This window comes from Vibrio sp. 1401 (genome assembly GCF_033340295.1).
In genome coordinates this window covers 110009-135513 of sequence record NZ_JAWOWF010000002.1, presented here as the reverse complement: position 1 = coordinate 135513, position 25505 = coordinate 110009, and the positions used below count along the sequence as shown (strand labels likewise).

At 44.2% G+C, this 25505-nt stretch carries 19 protein-coding genes; 7 read left to right on the top strand and 12 right to left on the bottom strand.

What is annotated here, in order from left to right; all coding sequences use genetic code 11:
• The first annotated feature begins 14 nt into the window (after positions 1–14).
• Positions 15–2297 (top strand): acyl-CoA dehydrogenase, encoded by a 2283-nt coding sequence (locus R7Z77_RS01895; RefSeq protein WP_017634878.1) that lies wholly within the window; start codon positions 15–17, stop codon positions 2295–2297.
• Positions 2298–2471: 174 nt separating this feature from the next.
• Positions 2472–3674 carry an enoyl-ACP reductase FabV gene (gene fabV, locus R7Z77_RS01890; RefSeq protein ID WP_005388648.1) on the top strand — a complete coding sequence of 401 codons (1203 nt, stop codon included), beginning with the start codon at positions 2472–2474 and terminating at the stop codon, positions 3672–3674.
• Positions 3675–3752: 78 nt separating this feature from the next.
• Here fabV and R7Z77_RS01885 read toward each other — a convergent pair whose 3' ends face one another.
• Complete coding sequence (locus tag R7Z77_RS01885; RefSeq protein WP_005378028.1) at positions 3753–5435, bottom strand: aspartate:alanine antiporter; 1683 nt, start codon at positions 5433–5435, stop codon at positions 3753–3755.
• 176 nt (positions 5436–5611) lie between these two features.
• On the bottom strand, positions 5612–5878 hold the full coding sequence (locus R7Z77_RS01880; RefSeq protein WP_005378026.1) for a GrxA family glutaredoxin: 267 nt from the start codon (positions 5876–5878) through the stop codon (positions 5612–5614).
• A 377-nt stretch (positions 5879–6255) separates the two neighbouring features.
• Between R7Z77_RS01880 and R7Z77_RS01875 the strand changes: the two genes are divergently transcribed.
• Positions 6256–7500 carry an iron-containing alcohol dehydrogenase gene (locus R7Z77_RS01875; RefSeq protein WP_154204676.1) on the top strand — a complete coding sequence of 415 codons (1245 nt, stop codon included), beginning with the start codon at positions 6256–6258 and terminating at the stop codon, positions 7498–7500.
• A gap of 76 nt (positions 7501–7576) precedes the next feature.
• Here the strand turns inward: R7Z77_RS01875 and R7Z77_RS01870 are convergent, their stop codons facing one another.
• The 5 genes from R7Z77_RS01870 to R7Z77_RS01850 form a co-directional block, all read right to left on the bottom strand.
• Entirely contained in the window at positions 7577–8431 is an 855-nt protein-coding gene (locus tag R7Z77_RS01870) for a MurR/RpiR family transcriptional regulator (RefSeq protein ID WP_005378021.1), read from the bottom strand.
• Between the two features lie 311 nt (positions 8432–8742).
• Entirely contained in the window at positions 8743–10389 is a 1647-nt protein-coding gene (gene panP / locus R7Z77_RS01865) for a pyridoxal-dependent aspartate 1-decarboxylase PanP (protein WP_005378019.1), read from the bottom strand.
• A 211-nt stretch (positions 10390–10600) separates the two neighbouring features.
• Positions 10601–11113 (bottom strand): hypothetical protein, encoded by a 513-nt coding sequence (locus R7Z77_RS01860; RefSeq protein ID WP_017634875.1) that lies wholly within the window; start codon positions 11111–11113, stop codon positions 10601–10603.
• A gap of 208 nt (positions 11114–11321) precedes the next feature.
• Positions 11322–12227, bottom strand: a complete 906-nt coding sequence (locus tag R7Z77_RS01855) for a lysine exporter LysO family protein (protein WP_005378011.1) — start codon at positions 12225–12227, stop codon at positions 11322–11324.
• Between the two features lie 146 nt (positions 12228–12373).
• Positions 12374–13294: an HDOD domain-containing protein gene (locus R7Z77_RS01850; protein WP_025766846.1), complete on the bottom strand. Its 921-nt coding sequence runs from the start codon at positions 13292–13294 to the stop codon at positions 12374–12376.
• Between the two features lie 369 nt (positions 13295–13663).
• Between R7Z77_RS01850 and R7Z77_RS01845 the strand changes: the two genes are divergently transcribed.
• The gene (locus tag R7Z77_RS01845; protein WP_005378007.1) at positions 13664–14251 is read left to right on the top strand and encodes a TfoX/Sxy family DNA transformation protein; all 588 of its coding nucleotides are present in this window, start codon (positions 13664–13666) and stop codon (positions 14249–14251) included.
• A gap of 193 nt (positions 14252–14444) precedes the next feature.
• Here the strand turns inward: R7Z77_RS01845 and R7Z77_RS01840 are convergent, their stop codons facing one another.
• The 3 genes from R7Z77_RS01840 to R7Z77_RS01830 form a co-directional block, all read right to left on the bottom strand.
• Positions 14445–14993 (bottom strand): hypothetical protein, encoded by a 549-nt coding sequence (locus R7Z77_RS01840; RefSeq protein ID WP_005378006.1) that lies wholly within the window; start codon positions 14991–14993, stop codon positions 14445–14447.
• Positions 14994–15284: 291 nt separating this feature from the next.
• The gene (locus tag R7Z77_RS01835) at positions 15285–15782 is read right to left on the bottom strand and encodes a response regulator (RefSeq protein ID WP_005378005.1); all 498 of its coding nucleotides are present in this window, start codon (positions 15780–15782) and stop codon (positions 15285–15287) included.
• Positions 15779–17719, bottom strand: coding sequence for an ATP-binding protein (locus R7Z77_RS01830; protein ID WP_213967379.1), 1941 nt, complete (start codon positions 17717–17719; stop codon positions 15779–15781). The genes R7Z77_RS01835 and R7Z77_RS01830 overlap by 4 nt, the downstream gene beginning before the upstream one ends.
• A gap of 186 nt (positions 17720–17905) precedes the next feature.
• Here R7Z77_RS01830 and R7Z77_RS01825 point away from each other — a divergent pair, with 186 nt between their 5' ends.
• The 3 genes from R7Z77_RS01825 to R7Z77_RS01815 all read left to right on the top strand — a co-directional run bounded on the left by R7Z77_RS01825 (position 17906) and on the right by R7Z77_RS01815 (position 21821).
• Positions 17906–19174 carry a DUF945 family protein gene (locus tag R7Z77_RS01825; protein WP_042521988.1) on the top strand — a complete coding sequence of 423 codons (1269 nt, stop codon included), beginning with the start codon at positions 17906–17908 and terminating at the stop codon, positions 19172–19174.
• 137 nt (positions 19175–19311) lie between these two features.
• Positions 19312–20406, top strand: a complete 1095-nt coding sequence (serC, locus tag R7Z77_RS01820; RefSeq protein ID WP_318136587.1) for a 3-phosphoserine/phosphohydroxythreonine transaminase — start codon at positions 19312–19314, stop codon at positions 20404–20406.
• An 83-nt stretch (positions 20407–20489) separates the two neighbouring features.
• Positions 20490–21821 carry a D-serine ammonia-lyase gene (locus R7Z77_RS01815; protein WP_318136586.1) on the top strand — a complete coding sequence of 444 codons (1332 nt, stop codon included), beginning with the start codon at positions 20490–20492 and terminating at the stop codon, positions 21819–21821.
• Positions 21822–21918: 97 nt separating this feature from the next.
• On the opposite strand, the gene cydC is transcribed toward R7Z77_RS01815, so the two are convergent.
• Complete coding sequence (gene cydC, locus R7Z77_RS01810) at positions 21919–23640, bottom strand: heme ABC transporter ATP-binding protein/permease CydC (protein ID WP_213967381.1); 1722 nt, start codon at positions 23638–23640, stop codon at positions 21919–21921.
• A complete protein-coding gene (gene cydD, locus R7Z77_RS01805) occupies positions 23633–25420 on the bottom strand; it encodes a heme ABC transporter permease/ATP-binding protein CydD (protein ID WP_213868396.1) in 1788 nt (595 codons plus the stop codon). The genes cydC and cydD overlap by 8 nt, the downstream gene beginning before the upstream one ends.
• Positions 25421–25505 lie beyond the last annotated feature (85 nt).

Here is a 25505-nt window from a genome sequence, read left to right as displayed (position 1 = left end):
AAAGGATCTGAACTATGAGCTCTCTACGAAGAAAATGGATTAGTGACCCGGCTTTTAAAGTGTTCAAAAAAGTATTGCCACCTCTGTCTAGCACCGAGAAAGAGGCGATGGAAGCGGGTAGTGTATGGTGGGATGCCGAACTATTCTCAGGCAAGCCAAACTTCACAACATTGCATCATTATCCAACGCCTACACTGACGGCAGAAGAGCAGTCATTTATGGATAATGAGCTTGAAACCCTGCTAGAAATGCTTGATGACCAGAAGATTGTCAAAGAAGACAGGGATTTACCGCCTGAAGTATGGGAGTACCTACGTAAAGAGCGATTTTTCTCTTTGATCATCTCGAAAGCATATGGTGGTCGTGAATTTTCCGCTTTGGCGAACTCAACCATTGTTTCTCGTATTGCGACTCGAAGTATCAGTACCGCGGTATCGGTAATGGTACCGAACTCTCTTGGCCCTGGTGAGCTGCTATCGCACTATGGTACGCAAGAGCAAAAAGATTACTGGTTGCCTCGTTTAGCTGATGGTACAGACATCCCTTGTTTCGCCCTAACTGGCCCTGAAGCGGGTTCTGATGCGGGTGGCATACCTGATCAAGGCGTGGTTTGTTACGGCACCCATGAAGGCAAAGAAGTGCTTGGCGTGCGAGTTAGTTGGAATAAACGCTACATCACGCTTGCGCCAGTTGCGACAGTGCTCGGGTTAGCATTTAAACTGCAAGATCCTGAAGGGCTACTTGGTGACAAGAAAGAGGTTGGCATTACATGTGCGTTGATTCCCGCTGACCATGAAGGTGTCGAGATAGGCGAACGCCATGATCCTCTGGGGTCTGCGTTTATGAATGGTCCTACTCGTGGTGAAGATGTCTTCATCCCTATGGACTGGTTGATCGGTGGCGCTGATTATGCAGGTAAAGGTTGGCGTATGCTGGTTGAGTGTCTTTCTGCTGGTCGCGGTATCTCTCTCCCAGCGCTTGGCACAGCGATTGGTCACCTTACTACACGTACAACAGGTGCTTATGCTTACGTGCGTAAACAGTTTGGAATGTCGATCGGTAAGTTTGAAGGTGTTGCAGAAGCAATGGGGCGCATTGGTGGTCTTACTTACCTACTAGAAGCGACGCGTACGCTAACGACGACTTCTCTCGATATGAAAGAAAAACCTGGGATTGTAACCGCGATTGCCAAGTACCACATGACGGAAATCGCGCGTACCATTCTAAATGATTCGTTTGATATCCATGCGGGTCGTGCGATTCAAGATGGTCCAATGAACTATCTTGCTAAACATTACCTTGGTATCCCGGTTGCTATCACTGTTGAAGGCGCGAATATTCTGACTCGTAACCTGATGATTTTTGGTCAAGGTGCGACTCGATGCCACCCATATGTTCTAAAAGAAATGGAAGCCGCGGCGAATCCAGATTCTGAACAAGGTGCGAAAGAATTTGACAACTTACTCTTTAAACACATCAAGCACGCGCTCGGTAATACATTCGGTGCATTTGGTGCAGCACTAACTGGTTCTCGATTTGTTAACGCGCACATGAGTGGCCCAACGCAGCAATACTACAAAGACATTACTCGTCTTAGTCGTGCACTTGCAGTAAGTGCAGACTTTGCGATGTTAACCTTAGGTGGAGACTTGAAGCGTAAAGAAATGATCTCAGCACGTTTGGGTGATGGATTAAGCTATCTATACATGGCATCTGCTGCCTTGAAAAAGTATGAAGATGAAGGCCGTCAACAAGGCGATCTAGACTTCGTTCATTACGCTGTTCAACACTGTTTGTATAACGCTTCTAAGTCATTAAATGAGGCTTACACCAACTTCCCTGTGAAATACGTTGGCGGTGTGCTTAAGGGGCTATTGTTCCCGCTTGGTAATCATTTCAATAAGCCAAGTGATGAGCTGTGTGTGAATTTGGCTGAAGCGATGATGACACCAGGCGCGCAACGTGATCGCCTCACGCATCTGTGCTACATCGGAAAATCAGAGGATGACAGCGTAGGCTTAATGGAGAATGCATTCCTTGCAATGTACGACATTAAACCTTTGGAGCGTAAACTTATGAAGGCTGCGAAGGATGGTAAAGTGGCTCGTAAAGGTCTGCTGCATGACCGTTTGCAGCAAGCATTTGAAGCAGGCGTGTTAACTGAGCAAGAAATTGATCAAATCATGGCTGCAGATAAATTGCGCTACAAGGCGATTCAAGTTGACCACTTTAGTCATGACTTTTCTGAAGTGCGAACTCATAGCCCAAAAAAGTCGCAGTTGAATCCGGCGGCATAATAGACAACTAATGTTAAGAAAAGCACCTCAATGAGGTGCTTTTTTGTATTCTTGGGGAGTGGATGGTGGGATAGTGCTCCAACCACTTGCCTTTTAAGAGCATTTTTACAGAAATTAGATGCGAAATCCCAACGAAACTTTTATCCTAACAAGGTTTTTTAAAGGAAGTTGAATATGATCATCAAACCTAGAATTCGTGGATTTATCTGTACTACAACGCACCCTGTTGGTTGTGAAGCTAACGTAAAAGAACAAATTGCGTACACCAAAGCGCAAGGTCCAATCAAAAACGCACCTAAGCGTGTTCTTGTTGTTGGTGCATCAAGTGGCTACGGTCTATCTTCTCGTATCGCTGCGGCATTTGGTGGCGGTGCATCAACTATCGGTGTTTTCTTCGAAAAAGAAGGTACTGAGAAGAAACCAGGTACAGCAGGTTTTTACAATGCCGCTGCTTTTGAAAAGCTAGCGCGTGAAGAAGGTCTGTACGCAAAAAGCTTAAACGGCGACGCTTTCTCAAATGAAGCGAAACAGAAAACTATCGAGCTCATCAAAGAAGACTTAGGTCAAATCGATATGGTGGTTTACTCACTGGCATCTCCAGTACGTAAAATGCCAGAAACTGGTGAATTAGTTCGTTCATCTCTTAAACCTATCGGTGAAACTTACACATCAACGGCTGTTGATACCAACAAAGATGTGATCATCGAAGCTAGCGTTGAGCCTGCAACAGAAGAAGAAATCAAAGACACTGTCACTGTAATGGGCGGTGAAGATTGGGAACTTTGGATCAATGCGTTGTCTGATGCTGGTGTTCTTGCTGAAGGTTGTAAGACCGTCGCGTATAGCTACATTGGTACTGAGCTAACTTGGCCAATTTATTGGGATGGTGCACTAGGTAAAGCAAAAATGGACCTAGACCGTGCAGCGAAAGCGCTAAACGACAAGTTAGCAGCAACAGGTGGTAGTGCCAATGTTGCGGTACTTAAATCTGTTGTAACTCAGGCGAGTTCTGCAATTCCTGTTATGCCACTGTACATCGCAATGGTATTCAAGAAAATGCGCGAAGAAGGTGTACACGAAGGTTGTATGGAACAAATCTACCGTATGTTCAGCCAACGTCTATACAAAGAAGACGGTAGCGCGGCAGAAGTTGATGAGATGAACCGCCTACGTCTGGATGACTGGGAACTTCGTGACGACATTCAGCAGCACTGTCGTGAGCTATGGCCTCAAATTACGACTGAGAACCTAAAAGAGCTGACTGACTACGTTGAGTACAAAGAAGAGTTCTTGAAACTATTTGGTTTCGGCGTTGAAGGCGTAGATTACGAAGCGGATGTGAATCCAGCAGTTGAAGCAGACTTCATTCAAATCTAATCGAATCACAGACTAGATAACCAATAAACAAAAGGCGCTCATTGAGCGCCTTTTTGTATTTCATAGTCAAAGTGAGTATTAACTTAGTATTATCAGAATCGTACCAGCTAGCGTCATTAAAATATTCGCAATCGCATAGGTACCCGCATAACCAAGGGCTGGGATGGTGGACTTAGCGTAGTCGTTAACGACATCCATAGCCGGAGCGCAAGTACGGGCGCCAATAATGGCACCGAAGAGCAGGGCACGGTTCATCTTGAGTACGTGTGCGCCAACTAAGTAAGCCAGAACTACAGGCACAACACTGACAATAAATGCCAAACCAATGACTTTTGGTCCTACTTGCGTTAGGTGCTCGAACATCTTTCCACCTGCACTTAGACCAATTCCGACCATAAAGAACATTAACCCTAGATCTTTGACCATATTCAGCGCCCCTTGTGGGACATAACCGAAAGTAGGGTGATTTGCTCGTAAGAAACCAAGCGTAATACCGGACAACAGAAGACCCACCGCATTACCCAAACTGAAAGACACCTGACCGAACGTCATTGTGATGAGGCCAAACAGAATACCCAAAATAAAGAAGCTACAAAAAGCGAGCAAATCGGCCATTTGACTGTGGATCGAGATGAAACCGATTTTTTCCGCCAGTCCATGTACTCGGCTTTTCTCGCCGCTCACTTGAAGGACGTCCCCTTTAGCGAGCACAATGTCTAAGTCCATAGGCATTTCAATCTGAGCGCGAACTACGCGGTTTAAGAAACAGCCAAACTCAGACAAATTCAAATCCGATAAACGCTTACCAGCGATTGCGTCACTTTTTACGACGATTTCTTCTTCAACGATGCGTAAATCAAGCAAGTTACGGTCGAATACTTCTTTACCATTACGGAAGCTAGGGTCTAAGCGAGCATGGCTGTCAGGGAAGCCAACCAGTGCAATTTCATCTCCCTCTTGCAAGATAGCATCACCATCTGGGTGGGCGAGAATACCATTTCGGCGGATTCGTTCAATGTAACAGCCAGTTTGACGATAAATACCCAGTTCTCGTAAGTTTTTACCATCAGTCCAGTCAATTAGCTCTGGGCCCACTCGGTAAGCTCGAATAATGGGTAAATACACTTTTCTCTGGCTTGAATTTCCAAGGCCACGCTCTTGTGCGATTTGCTGCGCGGAATCAGAAAGGTTTTGTTTTTGCAGTTTTGGCAACAATTTAGCAAACATGATCATGCTAATTAAGCCGACCAGATAAGCCATCGCGTAGCCTACGGATAGATTTTCTAATACCAGAGAAAATTCCATATTCCGCGGTATAGTCGCAAGGCCAGAGTTAAGAGCATCTTGTGCACCAACCAGTACTGGCGTTGCGGTCAATGCGCCTGCCATCATACCGGCGGATAAGCCAAAATCGAGGCCGAAATAGTGACTCAAGCCATACGTTAAGCTGACCGCAGACACGAGAACAGTCATGCTTAAAATAAAATAATGCTTACCATCTCTGAAGAATATACCAAAAAAGTTTGGTCCAGCTTCAATGCCAACGCAGTAGATAAACAGCATAAAGCCAATGGTTAAAGCTTCTGCATTAAATGAGAAACCAAGGTGGCCCATTACCAAAGAGGTAATAAGAACGCCAATAGAGTTGCCTAATTGTAATTTGCCAAATCGAATTTTTCCGATGGCAAGGCCAATGGCTAATACGACGAAGATTAGAAGGATAGGGTTTTGCTCAAGAAGGTATACGACGTCTATGTTCACTGTGTGGCTCGGTAGAGTGTGTGCCAAAAAAGATTAAGAACTGTGAATTGTAACTAAATATAGCAAAAAGATAAGTGAATTTTTTTAGGTTTTACCATTAGTTGACTTAACGTAATAACCAGCTGAAAAATAATAAAAAAGCCGCATGAAGCGGCTTTTTTTGAAAACAGTCTTTATTACTCGTCAAATAGACCTAGGTGCTCTTTCGCGTATGCTTCGAATTCGTCGCAGCCACCGATGTGCTCTTGGTCGATAAAGATCTGAGGAACGGTTTCAACTGGTTTACCAACTGTTTTCTCAAGATCTGCTTTAGAAATACCCTCAGCGTGAATATCAACGTAACGGTAGTTGAAGTCATCACGTTTTGCTTTTAGCGTTTCTGCGTGCTCTTTTGCACGAACACAGAAAGGACATGCAGGGCGACCAAAGATAACAACGAACATAATCTTATTTCTCCTAAATCTATTCTTTTTTGAAAGCGTACAAAACATAGCGGCTGAGTGCGCTTTCTTTTGTTGGAGTAACTATGCCCGATCCAGATACGGAAATAAAGCGGCAATTACCTCTTGGTTCTATAGGTGAAATCTATCGAATAAAAACTAAACGCGCGTGCTTATTTTACGGCTCTGAAGTATGTGAAGTGACGCATAAAAAACATACATTCTAAAGGGTTAATGATGGCAAGGTGGAATTGGTCAATTTTTTTTGTTTAAAAAAATAGCAATCTATTTTGGCTATACGCAAATAACTTCAACTCTAACATAAGTGTTAAATCAGAGGGCGAGAGGTTATTTGGGTATATTCTTTTGGGAGGGTGTGTATGTTTCAGTTTATGACTGCAACAAGGATTATATTTGGTGAAGGTGCACTTCAATCTTCATTGTCCGTTATTAACCAATTTGGCTACAGTGTTTTGCTGGTCACTGGGCAGGATACCCAACGAGCCGCCCCCATTATCCAATATCTTAAAGCTCAAAATATGCGTTACCAGCACGTAGCTATCGTTGGTGAACCATACATCACGATGGTAGAAGAGACCGCAGTGCTCGGTAGAAAATTCCAACCTGATATGGTGGTTGCGATAGGTGGTGGCAGCGTCATCGATATGGGCAAAGCCTTAGCTGCCATTATTCCCAATCAAGGCAATGTTTACGATTACGTAGAAGTGGTAGGAAGAAGCGTCCCTTTAAAAGCAAAGCCTCTTCATTTTATTGCGATTCCTACGACAGCAAGCACCGGTTCAGAAGTGACCAGAAATGCTGTGCTGAAATCTGGACAAGATAAAGTGAAAGTGAGTCTTAGAAGCCCTGATATGCTCGCAGACGTTGCCATTGTAGACCCGACACTTACTTACGGGACCAACCAATACACATCTGGACGTGGCGCAATGGATGCGTTCACTCATTTAATGGAAGCATATGTGTGTGGTGAGCCAAACCCTCTTACTGATATGGTCTGCGAAGAGGGGCTACGCCGCTTAAGCCGTTCAGTGATTGCCGCTTGTAAGCAAGATAATCATAAGGCGCGCTCTGATTTATCGTTCGCTGCATTGCTTGGCGGTATGGCGATTACTAATGCCAAATTAGGTGCCGCTCATGGGTTAGCATCGGCGTTAGGAGGCAAGTTAGACGCCCCCCATAGCGTTATTACGGCTCGCCTAGCTCCACACGTGATGCAGGAGAACATTAACGCCGCTAAACTCGCGGGTAGGAATGATGTGATAAGTCGTTATCGCAAGTTGGCCCAATTAGTCACTGAGCGAGTAAACGCGAACGAACACGATGGAATTCTTTGGGTAAATATGGTGCTAGATAAGTTAGCGTTACCGCTACTGGCTCAATTTGGAGTATGCCAAACCTCTTTTGAGCAAGTGGCGAATGATGCGCTTAAATCAATGGCAATCAAAGGGAATCCTTTACCCCTGAATCAGGAACGTTTGATACACATATTGCAGCAAGTCTGTGATTGTAGCGGAGAGTGCGCAGCTGAGAGTGCACAACATGTCAGTTCTGTTGAAGTACTGGAATTAAGAACGGACTTATCGAGTGTCAACGACTTAGGGTGATTGCTTTCTTAGCTGCATTAAAACAAAAGGGGAGCCTTGAGCTCCCCTAGATAAAGTATTGACTAAGCTTTAGTGCTTAGTACTGGCTTAATTTGTCATAGCGACTGTCTTTCAACGCATCTTTTACGCGTTTTAGGTTCTCACGGAAACCTGTACCACGGCGAAGAGTGAAGCCAGTTGCTAGCACATCAATCACTGTCATTTGTACAACTCGGCTTGCCATTGGCATGTAAACGTCGGTATCTTCTGGAATATCGAGCGTGATGGCCAGCGAGCTTGCCTTTTCTAGAGGAGAATCCTTCGCTGTAATCGCAATAACCGTTGCGCCATTTTCACGAGCAAGGTTCGCTATTTCTACCTGACTCTTTGTTCGACCGGTATGAGAAATAAGAACCACAACATCATTATCACTGCAGTTGATACAACTCATGCGCTGCATAACAATATCTTCAAAACAAGTAATTGGAATATTAAAGCGAATAAACTTGTTTTGCGCGTCTCGGGCAACAGAAGATGATGCACCAAGGCCAAAGAATGAAATGCGCTTCGCTTGCGTTAGCAAATCGACCGCACGGTTCACTTGCATTGGATCTAGGCTATTTTTAGCGACATCTAAACACGCCATCGTCGATTCGAAAATCTTATGGGTGTACGCGTCTGGGCCATCGTCTTCTTCCACATTACGGTTAACGTAAGGGGTGCCGTTGGCTAGGCTCTGTGCCAAGTGAAGCTTAAAATCTGGAAAGCCCTTGGTGTCCAGACGACGACAGAAGCGGTTTACAGTGGGCTCACTAACGTCGGCCATTTTAGCCAGCGTTGCAATGCTTGAATGAATTGCAGTTTGTGGAGACGCCATAATTACTTCCGCAACTTTGCGCTCTGACTTACTGAAATTCTCCAGGTTTTTTTGAATTTTTTCTAATGTATTCATAGTGTTCACGAGGGTATAGAGAACAACTCGCTGGCTCTGCTAACGAAAGGAAACACGAAGATTCCGGAGTAGAGTGGGGCGTTAACGAAAACAACCAGCGCCATAGAATCAGTATAAACCTGATCTTCAATCAGTCTAAACCAATAACGGGTACTATTTAGTGAGAATTTGACAGGCCTCAAACAAAATGTTGTAAAAACTACAGAATTGGATGTGTAAACGAAGTTTTGTTGCGCTAGTCGCACGATAATGATGTTTGAGTTACATCAAAACGAAAAAAAATTTCAAATTGATGTAACTCGATCTGGCTGTTAAGACGATTGAATATCAACAACCAGCTGTTGAATTCTTTTCATCAAATTTGGTGCTTGCTTGGCGATTTCGCGTTGTTCATCAAGCACTGAGCTCAAAATTTCTTTTGTGGTCAGTGGATTTGCCAAAACCACTCGAAACACTATCGTATTCATGCGTTGCCATTGGTCTGGGTTCAGTCTTGTACGTGAAACGAACGATTTGCCCGTTTCGCGCTGACGCTTTTGAATAAACTGTGTTAACTCATTGATCAGCTCATTCAGTTGTTCTTTTTGTGAGCCTTCTGCTTGTGCTAATGCTTCACGGATGAATGGCGGTAAATAACGGTATGTGAGCAGACAAAGCTCTGGTTCAGAAACTAACTCGAAATCATCTTGCTGTTTGATTAAATCCGCAAAGTAGCGAGCTTTTTCAATGCTTTGGTCAATCAGAAGCTCATAACCTGGGCGACTTATGATGTGCATTGCGGCGTAGACCAACATCGCCATGCCCGAACGTGAGCCTTCTAGTGTATGGCTGCCTAGGTCTTTTGAACCTTTGCGCAATATATATTGAGCGTGATGCTCTATGGATTTCATTGCGTCAGGGTCTTTGAACAGAACCATACCGGCGCCCATCGGGATGTAGAGCTGCTTGTGTGCATCAATAGTTACTGAGTCTGCCATTTCCACACCTTTAAGAAGATGACGGTGATGGTTAGACATAAGTGTTGCGCCACCCCATGCGGCATCCACATGGAAGTGACAGCCGTGAGCTTGGCAGACTTCAGCGATTTCAGGCAATGGATCAACATTACCTGTCTCTGTTGTGCCAGCCACACCAATAACAGCAATAGGCTTGATGTTTTGTTTTTCGAGCTCAACAATTTTCGCTTTCAGGTCGTTGACAATAATACGGTTGTTGGCATCGGTTTTAACCGCAACCAAGCCCTCTTGGCCTAGCCCTAATACATCGGCTGCTTTCTTAAGGGAGTAGTGACCACGCTCAGACACTAGCACCGCTAAGCCATCATAGCCATAGTGCTTCATGGCTTTAAAAAGGCCTTCCTTTTCCACGCCTTTAAATGAGCCATTGGCCCTTAACGCTTTGTTACGTGCTACCCAAAGCGCAGTGATATTGGCAATGGTGCCGCCGGAACAAAATGCGCCTAATGAGTGGTTTGCACTGTGCATCCACTGATTGTAAAACGTATCATTCTGACCATATATCAAGCGATGCAGCATACCCAAAACTTGACGCTCAAGTGGTGTAAAGGCTTTGGAAGTCTCTATTTTTACCAGGTTTTGGTTTAAGGCGATCATGATCTTTGACAGTGGCATCAAGAAATAAGGCAGTGCCGATGTCATATGACCAATGAAGCTTGGTGAAGATGTGTGAACTGAGTGCGACACCAAAGTGTCGAGTAAGTGCTCTGTATGATCTGACACGAACTCTGGCTGCTCAGGAATCTGAGCAGAAGAAAAGTCTTTTTCGATTTCGCGTAAAGGCTTTTCTTCTGCCACGATGTGTTCACGAAGAAATTGATTTAGATTTCGCGAGAGGCTCTCGTCAATTTTAGTTAACGTTGAGTCCGGACCTTCTGGGACAGTGAAGATCTTTAGCAAGCTCTCAAAGCTAACATCAGCGGTTTTTTGTTCCTTAACCATAGCAAAGAATCTTTGTAGTTATTTTGGTAATGCGAGCGGCACAATCTAAACTAAAACGGGCGCAAAGTCCCGTTTTAATTGTTGAAACCCAAGTTGTAGAAATGAAAATTTTAGGTGAAGGTTACGATATTCACATTAAAAAATTCTAGATTGAGTACGTTAAAACATTCTAGTGTTTTCGAATGCTAATCAACGACTAATGCGAGCAATCTTAGTCACATTTCTGCTTTTCAATCTTTTCTATTGACTGATTGTACTTATTAAGTGCGGTATCAATTTGTTGGGGGTGACTAAGCAGATCAGCGAATGCTGAACGAAGCTCGTAGTTTTTTGGGTGGTTAGTTGATTGACGGTCGCTAAATGTCTGTTTTGCAACTTCACCTAACTTATCGCTTCGGGTCGCTAACTGCTTAACGTCATGTTGCTCTAGTTTTAACCATGCTTCGATTGGCTGTTCCGTCGCAACGCGGCTAGGGTCGTTCTCTAGAAAGTAGTGAACCGCTTCGCGGTTTAATTCAAAGTGATGTTTACGTCCATCCAAGAACCATTGACTAACTTCTTTCAGATCTGGATATTGGGTAACCGTCAAATCAACAAGATCTTGATACCACTGTAGTGAGGCATCGACGTAGCCATCGTATTTGCTAGCAAGACATTGTTGATCTGCGGCAAGCGTAAAAGTTGAGCTTGTAGCGAGGAGCGCTGCAACGACAAAGCGTTTCATTCTTCTTCCTTCTGGTTGTTATCCCTTTATTAACGCAATGCACATCAGTTGATGTTTCTCCCTTCTTTCTATTTGGTCGTGACAAATCGTTGGGCTGAATGACGAAAAGAAAGAGGGGTCTTGCCAAAAAATATTGACCACTTTGACGTTAACTGGGTATTTAAATTTTTGCCGTATTGTAATGGATGTTAAAGCGAAAACCTGAGATCTAGCTAGCAAGTGATACAAAGAAAAGCATCATAACTGGTACCAATAAACTCAAAATAAAGCCGCTAACGATAGCAACAGGAACACAACGCACACCACCGGTGGTTTGAATAACGGGTAGGGTGAAGTCCATTGCTGTTGCACCGGCATAACCAATTGCGGTGCACGGATAGCTACGAATAAAGAGAGGAATGGCAACCAGTGCGACTAGCTCTCTCATCAATTCAATCAAGAACGACGCGCCACCAAATACCGGACCAAAAGCGTCACCCATTAAAATACCTGCGAGTGAATACCAGCCAAAACCTGAAGCCATTGCGAGTGCTTGATAAAGAGGAAGATCCAAAAGCACCGCTGCAAGAACGCCACCAAGCATACATGTTGCGATGACAACAGCCGCAATGGCCATTCCTTGTTTATTTAATAGGATTTGACGCAGAGTAAGTCCACTATTACGCAGCTGAATACCAATAAAAAATAGAAGTAGAAAGAGTATCCATTCGCTTGCTGTATCTACCCAACTCAAATCAATGGGTAACAGCAGGCCAACCACTAACCCTCCGCCAACGACCACGATAAGCTTAACTGACTCTAAAGCCATCGAAGATAACGGTAGCTTCTTTTGATTCTGATTGGTCTGGAGTGGAATAATTTTATCAATAATAGGCAGAGCCAACAGGTTGCAGGCACTTAGACACAAAAAAAACGTACTCGCATAGAGGAGAATACTTTGTAAGTTGCTGCTTAAATTATCGAGCGCCGCCAAACTAAGACCCATCAACGACAAAATGACGTAAATAAGGTAGGACGTTGACTGATTGATCTTCTCCAATAACGAAGATCGAGATATAGGAATTAGATACCCCACCACAAGCGGAGCGAAAATAAATAGCATCCCTGAAAACATAAAGCTCAATGATTCCTTTTTGAGATAACATCAACACGCATAAATCAAATTATCTATCGGTTGAAATTAGAGACATTTCACCACATACAGCTCAGCCTTGAGCGAATCGTTTTATCACGGATAAGGTATTATCAGAAAACGATAAATTACAAACCGCTAGCATTGAGTACAGCACGGATTTGATCATTGAAGTCAGTATCACTCATGTTACTAAGTTCATACAAGACTTCTGCACCAGTTAAGTTGAATTCAACTTCATGTTCGTCAATGCGTTCATCGTGATTGCGGAACATCAATAAATGATGCGCAATTCTAGCGATGTCGAGATAACTCACTTCTGGTCGCGTTAATTCGTATTTTTCGTTTGAGGATACTTCTCTGAAGTCGTTGTCAAACCCCCAACGCTCAAGTACCAGTTTACTTGTGGCAGAACAACGTGTTTGGAAGATCTGCAATGCAATATCTGGGTCTAAGTAATTGCCCCTATCTAAGTACAAGTGGTACTCATTAATTAGGCAAAATAACCCTATATCGGCTAATAGACCGACCAATAACGCCTTTTCTTGCTCTAGATGACCATAAGTGCCTGGCTCGTGGCTACGAAACGATTGAACCAACATCACCATGACGGCACCGAGCTCACGAGATATCGCCGCACTCTTCACCAAGATGGCATTGCATTCTTTAGTGAGATTAACTGAGTGTTTAAGTTGCTCAATCGCTTGTGCGGTAACAATATCACGTACACGAAGTATTCCGAGACGAGATACCGCTGTAGTTAAGTCGTTGCAGGTGATATTTCTGCGATTGAAAATCACCGAGTTAGCGACTCGTAAAACGACCGCTGCTAATCCGGGATCTTCCAATAAACAGTTAGCAACATCGGCAATCGTGGTGTGTTCTTCGACACATAACTGCTGAATTTTAAGCACGACATCAGGAATAGGAGGTAACGAAATCTTACCCGTGGAGATGGACTGTTCTACCAGCTGAGCAAACTCGGATTCCAGTGCGTTTATAAGCTTATCTTTATTATTTGGCAGCCAAAAAAATGATAAATGTTCCATTGTGACGCTGTACTTGAGATCTTTCGTACAGTGTACCCTTACAGCGTATTCTTTATCAATTAAATGCGTATTATGTGCCCGTAATTGCCAGCGAGATCATAATGATGGCGCGTTTTAGGCATGCTATGCGTCAAAAAAATATCACCACACAAACAATAAGTATGAAACTAATCACGTATGCAGAATTTATACTTTTTTATATGTGACCTATGTCCTAACTTATTTTTCAACGTTAAGTATGATTAAGCAAGTTGGTGAGCACAACTCACAAAAATATCGCCAACAAATCGACATTTATAATTCGCTATAAGCTGCTGTTTATCTGGTGACATCGCTAATCGGGGTAATTTATTCAGATTAAAGAGGTCAATGGACATGACAGACCAAGCTTTTTTTAAATATGTACGCACCTTCAGTGAGTACCAAAAACGTTCTATGTTCGGTGGTATTGGTTTATTCACCGATGATGCTATGTTTGCGCTTGTCAGCAATGATTGCTGCTACTTACGTGGTGGTAATGGGCTAGATGAAGTGTTTACTCAACTGAGCTGTGAGAAGTATAAGCACGTCAAAAAACAGACGACGGCAACCGTAAATTATTATGATGTAACCGATTTATTCGAATCCGGATATGTAGGGCTTGATGAACTGGTACAGAAATCAATTGAATACTCAATTAAGGAACGGAAATATCAAAAGTCCTCTGCCAGTAGACGCTTAAGAGACTTACCCAACATGCAACTAACCCTTGAACGTATGGTCAAGAAAGCCGGTGTTGATGACGTAGAAACCTTTTTAGAACTTGGACCTGTAAAAGTCTTCAACAAAGTTAAAACGGCTTACGGTAATGATGTTGATGTAAAGCTACTGTGGAAATTTGCTGGTGCAACTGATGGCGTACATTGGAAACTGATCCAAGAGCCGCGTAAAAAACAGTTATTGGCACTGTGTGACTAAGCGAAGCTGATCGCACAATGATTGACTCGTTTCGATGGAGTTAGCGGGTCGTAAAGGCAAGTGTGAAAAGCGGAAAAAGGACGTTGAAGTTTTTTACCACTTCATTGAGTTAGTCATTAAATTAGACAAAAAAACCGAGGCAGAGACCTCGGTTTTTGTTTTTTTAATTTGCCCTTTTCTTATAGCACAAATCTTAAAACTTAAAACGCGTAGTGAACATTACCTGATCACCGTAAAAATCGTTGATACGTGCTTCAGCACCCAAAGAGAAAAGCTCTGTTGAGTGGAATCGAGCGTAGGCAGAGCCAGTCCAATCGTCATCGTTATCGATAGAAACGTAGCCGACTTTGCCGCCTACTTCTAATTGAGGGCCCAACCATTGGCGAACACCTAAGTTAAGCTCCATACCAACATCTGTGCTGCTCTCATTCGAAGGTTGCACAACGCGCATTAGCATTTCACCAGTAAGATCTGCCCAGTTGTTTAGCGGAGAATGGAAGCCAAAGCCTGCAGCTGAGTCAAAATCACTTTCAAACTCAGAGTCAATACGAGCAATAACATGCGCGTTCGGGTGAATTGATTTGCTGAATCCAGCACCAAATGTCACAGGACTTGCGCCAATACGTGCTTCGAAATAGTCGTAGCTAAAGTTGCTCATAGTTGCTGGCGCATTGCGATCGTTTGCAGCTAGGGCATGGCTTGATGCCACTAGTAAGGCAGCGGCTAATAGTGTTTTACGCATAACTAACGATAAACCTTGTTCATTATTTCCATGGATTCAAGCAACCACTTGAACCGTAATCTGATTTGTCCGACATCATAATAAAAAGGAAGGTCCACGACCAACAAAAATGTGTCGATGTTTTGTCAATTAACTTAATAGTTCCTTGGTTTAAGCAAAAACTACGCCATATACGTAGTGTCCGAGAATTTCACTCGGACAAGTAACGATGTTTTTCTAACCTCATTCGACTATGCGAGGTTAGGTGGTGCAATGAGCATCGTTGAGTTCAAGTTAGAACCAAACACTTTATTACTCGCCAAAGCTTGCTCTTCTTTCTGCCATGGCGTTGAGGATTGCCTCAGAATCAAGGATTTGAGTCCAGGATAGCAGGTTATCATCATTCTCAATCACAAACGCGGTAAGCTGAGACACGATTGCTTTTCTCAATGCTTCACCTTTCCAAGGTTTGGCAATGTAATAATCGAGACTCGCGTTATTTACGGCTTCTACGGTGTCTTCCAAACCAGCTTGTCCTGTGAGTAAAACTTTGCGCGCTGCTTTTGTGTCACCATTTTGACTGAGTTCGATTAAGAAGCTGATCCCAGTTTGTTCCGGCATAATGTGGTCACATAAAATGAGCGCAAGCTGAACTTCTTCTTCCGCCATCTCCTCAATCACTTGCCGAGCTTCAGTCACCGATTCCGCTCCTTCGACGACAAAGTTCTCCTCGAAGGGAGCAAGATCTTGGAGCACGCTATCCAAGACTTCTCGTTCGTCATCGACACATAAAATTAGATACTTGGTCATGTTTCATCTCCTTCTTCGATGACTGGTAACCAGACGGTCATTCGTGTGAACTGGCCGATCTCTGATTCGACGTCAATCCACCCTCTGTGTGCTGTTACGATTTGCTGGCAGATGGACAGCCCGATGCCTAAGCCAAAATTACCTTCTTTTTTTGTGGTGAAGTTCAGCTCGAAAATGGCGTCTCTTTGCGATTCAGGAATGCCACATCCATTATCTTCAAATGAGATAACGGCATAATGTGTGTGCTCTTTTTCTATAAGGCGTGTTTGTATGTTTAACACACCTTTCTCTGGAAATGCGTCAATGGCGTTAGAGACCAAGTTCGTCCACACCTGTTGGAGTGCGATCGGTTGACAAAGGATGGAAGGCAAGTTTGCATAGTCGGTTGAAACTTGGTGCATTTTTAATTTGTTCTCGAAAATCACCAAGGTGTCTTCAATGCCCTCATGAATATCGGCATAGTGCAGGGTCTCATCATCTGACCGAGCATATCCTTTCAGGCTTTTTACCATATCAGCAATTCGTGCTGCACAGACATTAATTGAGCGAAGTGTAGAACCTGCTTTGTGGTATTGCTCTAGTGTATTGAGAGCATGATAAGACGCTTTCTGCTTTCTCGTTAGTTGGGTAAGTAGCTCTTGATCGGACTCTAATCCAAGGCTCACCACTTTTTTTGCCAATGCTCGGTCTGGAAGAGTATGGCTAAGCGCTTTTACGCGTGATCTGAGCTCGGCGGTTGAAGCGGGTTTTGAGGTTTGCGCTTTGCTCAGTAATTCAATGCCTTTGCTTTGTATATCGGAACTGGGCGCATCGTTAAGTAATCGTTCTAGCGTATGCGTTAAATTCTCTACGCCCCTCAATATCGCGGCTACTGGATTGTTTAGTTCGTGTGCCACTCCCGCAACCAATTGGCCAAGCATCGCCATTTTTTCTCTTTCAATGAGCTGCTGGTGGGCTGATTCTAAAGATTCGAGCGTTTTTTGAAGTTGCAGTTTGGTGTTGATGCTTCTTTGCAATCGGCGGTTGAAGTGGCGTAAAAGCAAGTTTGTAAAAAGAGGCAGTAAGTTTGAGTCGCTTTGCATCACTTTATTGAATACGTTGCGATCGAGTTTGATAACTTCTGTTTTGGTTAGTGTTAGAGCTGTCGAGAAAGAACATTCCCCAGTAACAAACGACATGCCTCCGACAATATTCCCTTTGTTATGGCGTACAACCTCTCGCTGCATGCCTTGCTCATCGCGCTTGTACAGAGCCACTTCACCTTCGGTGATAAACCACAAAAAGCAATTTGGCTCGCCTTCCACGGTTAATAAGTGTTCAGGTGAGTATGTACGGCACGCTCTTGTTTCGTCATTATCTTTGAAAAATTGCTGGAGAGCGGAGATCACTTGCTCGGCTAACTCGGTATCAGACATCGAGTGGTAGTCGTGTAAGAATCCGGCTTGATAATGGCTCATCTGGTTATTGATGTGCGCTCGCAACAAGCTGTGATGATCCAATATCTGACTGTAACTTAGCAGGTCTTCTTTGCCATTTCGCAAGATAAATTGGGTCAGCTCTTTTTGCACTGTGTTAAATAAGACGTGATCTGGCAAAGGTTTAGTGAGGCAGTGGTCGAGCCTGCCCTTATTAACGGCAGTGAGAATTGCCTCTATATCAGACGAGCAGCTAATAAGAATTTTTCTTGCTTGCTCGGTATGTGGCATCCGGTCTAAACCAATAAGAAAATCCACGCCGTTAAAATGAGCGTGATGGCTCGCTATAACTAAAGCAACAGTCTGTTCTCTTTCTTCTAGATACTCTAAAGCGCTTTGAGCCTCTTCTATCGATTCGACAGAAAAAATATCAAACTTACTTGAGAAGGCAGACAGCTCCAATCGAAACTGTTCAGCACTGATTGGGTTGTTGTCGAGACACAACACAGCATAACGATTCACAGATGTTTTAGCTCCGGTTAAAACTTCGCCACGCAAACTTTAACAATAAAAGGACATGATGAGTGGGAGCCAAGTATGATTCCTGATTAATGGACTAGAATAAGCATCAATAGTCTGATTTGTCTCAATGTTTTCTCCGCAGGTGGTTTGGGGTAGACTGACCGAAAATATCTAATAAGTGACGTTATGCAAAATCTTAAAAAAATCGGCGCCATTGGTGGTGCTATCTCATTAGCACTGTGTTGGCCATTGGCTGTCGGACAAATTGGTCAGTCCATCATTGAAGATGGTATTACCAATATGAATGATGAAATGATTAAAGGCGAAGTGGTCGAGTATCAGCGTGGCTATTTGTCTTCAGTCGTGCTGACTCGTTATTCAGTTGTTGATCCTGAGCTTAAAACGCAGTTAGAGCGTGATGGTATGCCAACGACGTTTGACGTAACCAGTGATGTTAGCCACGGTCTAACAAGCCTAACAGCAGATTCAAAATTGGTGGACAATGACTTTTTGCCTCTCACGATGCATAGCCAGACTCAACTAAATGGCAATACAGCATTTATCCTCGACCTAGACAGTTGGCATTATCGTAACGAAGCGCAAGGTGTTTCTGTTTCTACAAGCCCTGCAAAAGTAACAGGTGATGTGACGGTATTGGGTGATCTCAATTACCAAGTTTCCGTTCCTTCTGTTCAAGTGGATTTTGAAAACGGTGAAGAGCTTCATCTGAATGCATTGACAGGGCAAGGTAAAGGAAAGCAAGCAAAAGGCTACTGGTTAGGCGAGCAGTCTTTCTCTCTAGAGAAGCTGGATGTGGTTGATGCGAACTTGACGCCTGTCTTTTTGATTGAAAATGCGAGCTACCGTGGTAACACTACGATGAGTGAGTCTGGTGATAAGCTGAACAGTCAATTAAACCTAGATGCTAAGAAACTACGTTTAACTGATGGGACGGATGTCGATAACTTTAAGTTGGATTTCTCAATTGCAGATGTGGATAGCCAGTCTTTTGATCAAATTATGTCTATCTATCAAAGCTCTCCTATGTTAGATGAGCAGGAAATTGCGAATTTATTGCCGCATGTCGATACGCTGTTTAGCAAAGGTTTTGATTTATCCGTGAACGAGCTTTCACTCGCGTTCGGTGACGGCAAGTTCCACAACGAGTGGCAACTATCCATCCCTGAAGGTACTAAGCATATTACTCAAGATCCAATGAAGTTGGTGACGGCCACTACTGGTGAACTTAGCACTTACTTCTCTGATGAATTAGTAACGCATTACCCATTTATTCAAGAAGGGATTGATGAGCTCCTTATTATGGAGTTGATCGAAAAAGTAGAGGGCGGTTATCAATTAAAAGCAGAAATTGGTGAAGGCAAATTGAAGTTCGAAAATGGGCATGAGTTCCCATTGGTGGCTCTACTTATGCCTGCTTTGATGCAACAACAGTAATTCGTGTTGTTGCGAATTTGTTCCAATTCAACGCTTAGTCTTTAAAAAGAGGTCGTAAGACCTCTTTTCTTGTTTTTATCACTGCGAAAACGTGATATTAATTTCTTAATATTTACATAGCAGGAGCAATGAGCATCATGGAACAAAATACGGACAACGTATTTAACTTCAGTGCAGGGCCAGCAGGTCTGCCTAAAGCAGTTATGCAGCAAGCACAAAAGGAACTAATCGATTGGCAAGGTCTTGGCACTTCGGTCATGGAAATCAGCCACCGAAGCAAAGAGTTCATCAAAGTTGCAGAAGAAGCCGAGCAGGATTTACGTGATCTTCTGAATATTCCGGACAACTATAAAGTGCTGTTCTGCCAAGGTGGTGCTCGTGCTCAGTTTGCTGCTGTTCCTCTAAACTTACTTGGTGATGCCGATACGGCAACTTACATCGATGGTGGTTATTGGGCTGGAAGCGCGGTAGCTGAAGCGAAAAAATACTGCGAACCAGACGTGTTTGATGCAAAAACAGAAATCAACGGGAAAGTCGCGGTTCTACCTGCAAGTGAATGGAAAATTGCTCCAGAAGCGGCTTACGTTCACTTCTGTCCAAATGAGACCATTGATGGTATTGAGATTAACGATCTTCCTATCACCGACAAACCGATTGTTGCTGACATGTCTTCGACAATTCTTTCTCGTGAAATCGATGTGTCTAAATACGGTGTGATTTACGCGGGCGCTCAGAAAAATATTGGTCCTTCCGGCATTGCTATTGCTATCGTGCGCGATGATTTATTAGGTATGGCGAAGCAGGTACTACCAAGTATCTTGGATTACACTGTTTTGGCAGAAAAAGAATCAATGTTCAACACGCCACCAACCTTTGCATGGTACCTGTCTGGTCTTGTTTTCAAATGGCTGAAGGCACAGGGTGGAGTAAAAGCGATTGAGCAAGTGAACCGCGCTAAAGCCGCGCTACTGTATGATTACATCGATCAGTCTGATTTCTACCGTAATGGCGTGCACTCAGCAAACCGTTCTTTGATGAACGTGCCATTTCAACTTGCTAAGCCTGAACTGGATGCAACCTTCCTTGAGCTAGCAGGCTCTAAAGGGTTGAAAGCGCTAAAAGGTCACCGAGCCGTTGGTGGTATGCGAGCATCCATTTATAACGCCATGCCGTTAGAAGGCGTTCAAGCGTTAGTCGATTTTATGCAAGAGTTTGAGAAAAACTACGCGTAAACTCAAACTGATAGTTGTTCTCCAAAGCGTCGCTATTGCGGCGCTTTTGTTTATCTCAACTCACATCACTCCAGGAAGGTAAAATGACCAAGGCGAATATTGAAGCGCTGATCAAGCAGCTCCCACTCTTGGCGCCACTTATTGATCTTAAGGAGGTCTGCTGGTTTAACCCAAACATAACCTCTTTAGCAGAAGGTTTGCCTTATGTGGGGCTAGATGAAAAAGATATTCAAGCTGCGAGTGAACGGCTTGCACGATTTGCGCCTTATTTGATGAAAGCGTTTCCCGAAACGGAAGCTTCGCATGGCATCATTGAGTCTTCTGTGGTGGATGTTCCCAAGATGAAAGTGCGTTTGGAGCAGCAATACGACACACCAATATTGGGCCATTTAATGCTCAAAAAAGACAGTCATTTGCCAATTTCTGGTTCGATCAAAGCGAGAGGTGGTATTTATGAAGTGCTCACTCATGCAGAAAAGTTGGCGTTTGAAGCCGGCTTGCTCTGTGAAAACGATGATTACAGAAAATTGTTCAGCAATGAGTTTCGGCAGTTTTTTAAGCAGTACAGTATTGCGGTTGGCTCAACCGGCAATCTTGGTATGTCCATCGGCATCATGAGTGCGAAGCTGGGTTTTTCAGTTTCAGTCCACATGTCTGCGGATGCGCGGGAATGGAAGAAAAATAAGCTCCGGTCGCATGGTGTTAATGTCGTAGAGCACCAAGAAGATTATGGTATTGCTGTCGAGCAAGGTCGTAAAGAGGCAGAAAAAGATCCCAACTGTTTCTTTATCGATGATGAAAACTCACGGACGCTGTTTCTAGGTTACTCTGTTGCGGGTGAGCGTCTTAAGCAGCAATTTGATGACTTGGGAATCGTGGTTGATGAGCATCATCCATTGTTTGTTTATCTTCCTTGTGGTGTTGGCGGTGGACCTGGTGGGGTGGCATTTGGCTTGAAGGTAGCATTTGGCGAGCATGTCCACTGTATTTTCGCAGAGCCAACGCACTCACCGTGCATGCTGTTGGGCGTACATACAGGCTTGCATGACGATATTTCGGTACAAGATTTGGGTATCGATAACATCACCGCCGCTGATGGTTTGGCAGTCGGGCGTGCCTCGGGATTTGTCGGAAGAGCGATGGAAAGGCTACTTGATGGTTTTTACACCATTGATGACGCTCATATGTATCACCACTTGGGTGAGTTAAGTGAACTGGAAGGTATTAATCTAGAGCCTTCTGCATTAGCCGGTATGATTGGTGCAGTGCACGTCTCGAATAACCATGCTTACCAGTCTCGAATGAAATTTGACGAAGAAAAACTCAAAAACGCAACACATCTTGTTTGGGCAACAGGTGGGGGCATGGTTCCGGAAGATGAAATGGCGGCTTATCTCAAAAAATCTGGTCGGTAAATCAGCACTGTATACGTGCTTAATTAGGTAACTAATAATACAGGAATAACAAAAGGGCTCATCATTTGATGAGCCCTTCTCGTCACTGAAAATCGAATTATAGAGATTGTAATAGCTGGTAGTAACGACCTTTTTGAGCGAGTAGCGTTGGATGGTCGCCTTGCTCGATGATCTCACCTTGTTCCATCAAACAGATGCTATCCATACTTTCTAGCTCTATCAGTCGGTGTGTAATGAATACTACTGTCTTATTAGCAAAGTGTTTATTGAAAAGCGCCATCACTTTTTGTTCCGTACGCTTATCGAGGCCTTCAGTCGGTTCATCTAAGAGTAGGATTGGGGCATCACGTAGCAATGCTCGAGCAATACCGATTCGACGTTTCTCACCGCCAGATAACTGACGACCGCCGTCGCCTAACCAAGCGTCTAACCCCGGCTCTTCAAGAAGTCCGCCAAGCTCGACTTTTTGTAAAATAGTAGACAGTTGCTCATCACTTGCATCCGGAGCGGCCATGAGTAAGTTGTCACGTAGTGTCCCGTTTAGTACATCTACGCGTTGACTGACCACAGTCATTGCTGATCGCAGGTCCGACTCGCTCCAATCTTGCAGTTTTGTACCACCGATTCGAACTTCACCTTGGTTAACATCCCAGTAGCGGCAAAGAAGCTGAATCAGTGTTGATTTACCTGAACCTGTTTGACCTACAATTGCAGTTTTAGTGCCCAACGGTAGTGAGAGTGACAAGTCTTTCAGCACCTTTTGCTGACCGTCAGGGTAAGTAAAATCTATGTTGTCGAATTCAATGTCTAACGTTGTGTCTTTATGTTTCGACTGCTCAGGGAAGACAACGTCAGGTTCAGCCAAAATTACTTCATTTAAACGACGAGCAGAGGTCAACGTTTGACCGAGATACTGGAATGCGCCTGCGATAGGCATCAGAATCTCAAAGCTCGCCATGGTTGCAAACGCAAACAGCGCAATCCAAGGATCAGGAGCACGACCACCTACGCCGTCTGCAGCAAACCAAAGCATCACAACCAGTGTAATGCCGTTCACCAGCATAAGCAGGCCTGAAGCCATGCCCGTTAAGTTCGCGTTCACAAATTGGTTAGACAGCAACTGCTTCTGCTTCTCTAGAATGAGATTACGATAACGTTCTTCTGCTCCAAAGATACTCAGTTCGCTGTAGCCTTGAAGCCAGTCCAGTGTCGCCACTCGCAATTGCGCTTTATGATGAGTGAGATTCTCGCCATTGTTTTTACCCAGTTTATAGAACAGTACTGGCCATACAAACAACATGACGGTAAGAATCGAGCCAAGCAGTAGGGCGAGATGCCAATCAAAGAACGCCAGGACAGCCGTTAAACTCAATATGCCAAAAACACCAATCACGACAGGGCTGATAAGTCGAAGGTAAACGTGATCCATCGCATCTACGTCCGCTACTAGGCGGTTGAGCAGATCGGCATCACGCATCGTAGAAACACGACCCGGAATCAGTGGTGCAAGTTTCTTAAAGAAGAAGATACGTAGATCGGTAAGTAGCTTGAACGTTGCATTGTGGCTAACTACACGTTCTCCCCATCGACCTGCGGTTCGAGCCATTGCAGCGCCGCGTACCCCGGCACCTGGTAACATGTAGTTGAAGGTCTCACGAGCAACCGTCAAGCCTGCCACCGCTGCGGCTGAAATAAACCAACCTGATAGCGTTAATAAGCCAATAGACGCCGCTAAGGTCAGAAATGCCAGTAGCATACCTAGCGAAAGACCAAACCAGTGTTTCTTATAGAGTTTTAGATAAGGGAGTAAATCACGCATCTAAGTTCCCCTTGTCTGTTTCACGTTGTGCGAGGTTCGCTTCCAACATGTCTTTAAATAAGCCATATTCTGTCGACAGTGTGGCGTAATCACCACGTTGAACAATCTGGCCGTCCTGCATAACAAGAATTTGCGATACGTTTTGTAAAGGCGCAAGTTGGTGAGTAATCATCAAATTCGTTGTGGCATGCGCATACTTGTTAATGCCTTCCATAACGAGTTTTTCACTGCGAGCATCTAAGCTTGCGGTTGGTTCATCTAATAACCAAAAACGACCATTTTGTAGCATGGCGCGAGCCAGTGCTAAACGCTGCGCTTGGCCGACAGATAAACCACCAGAACGATCAGATATCGGATAATCCAACCCATGCATTTCAACAAATTCAGCAGCGTGAGAGTCATTCAACACACAATGTACGTCTGCATCCTGAATATTGTGCTTACCTAGTGTGATGTTATCTCGAATGCTACCGTGTAATAGCATCGGGTTTTGACCAATCCAGCTTACTGCCTCTCGCCATGTGGCTAGATCCAGTTGCGACAATTCACAACCATTAATCTTCAAGCTACCTTGATAAGGCATGAAACCGAGGATGGTGTTTACCAAGCTTGTTTTACCTGCGCCACTTGGTCCAACTAAAGCCGTACTTTTGTTGGCTTCAAGAGAGAAGGATAGGGGACCTGCGAGCTGCTTACCTTCCGGACTAAAAATGGTTAACTGGTCCGCTTCAATATGGATAGGGCTGTTTTTATCTAACGCTTGGGTACCATCTTTGATTTGATCGACTTCCAAATCCAGAAATTCGACAATGCTTTCTGCTGCGCCAACCGCTTGCTGTTTCGCATGATAGAACGTGCCCAAATCACGTAATGGCTGATAAAACTCTGGCGCAAGAATCAGAATGAACAAACCAGCAAAGAGCGTAACACCCGTGCCGTAGTAGCCGAAGTCCAGCTCCCCGATATAACTAAAGCCAAAGTAGACAGCGGTAATTGCGATAGAAATAGAAGTGAAAAACTCTAACACCGCAGAAGACAGAAACGCGATTTTCAGAACGTCCATGGTACGAGTACGAAAGACTTCTGAAGCACCCTTAAGAGTTTCAGTTTCAGATTTTGTTCTATCGAATAAGCGAATGGTCGTCATTGCTTGCAAGCGGTCATAAAAGTGACCCGACAAACGCTGCATCGCTTTAAAGTTTTTACGGTTTGCTTCTGCGGCTTTCATCCCAACCAGTGCCATGAAAATAGGCACTAGTGGTGCAGTGACCAGGAAGATCAAGCCTGCTGCCCAGTTTACTGGGAATACGACAACCAAAATGATGAAAGGCACTAGTACCGATAATGACATTTGAGGCAAGTAGCGTGAGAAGAAATCTTGCATATCTTCTACCTGCTCTAAGATGAGCGTTGCCCAACTGCCAGCAGGTTTGCCTTTGATGTAAGCTGGCCCAAGTTTATGAACTTTATCTAAAATGAGTTGGCGAATATAAACTCGAATTTGCTCCCCGCAACGGTAACCGGCAAGCTCTCGACCCCAGGTACAAGCAGCTCGACCGATAACCGTGCCACCGAGCCCAACAAAATGCCAAATGAGGTCGGCTTTGTCGACTTGGTCAATGATTAACTGGTGCAGAATGGAGGCGAGCAGGGCTGCTTGAGCCAATAAAAACACGCTTGAAAGTACGCCTAGGCCTATCGCAATCATAAGCCAGCGCTTGGCTAACTTACTTTGTTGCTTCAGCCACTTATTCAAGCTGCTTTGCTTTTTCTTATCCATCGTGAAGGCTTAATGATAATTGTTTTAATGAGGCGGTAGTATACAAAAGAAAACCCAGCGGGAATACCGCTGGGCTTTAAGGATA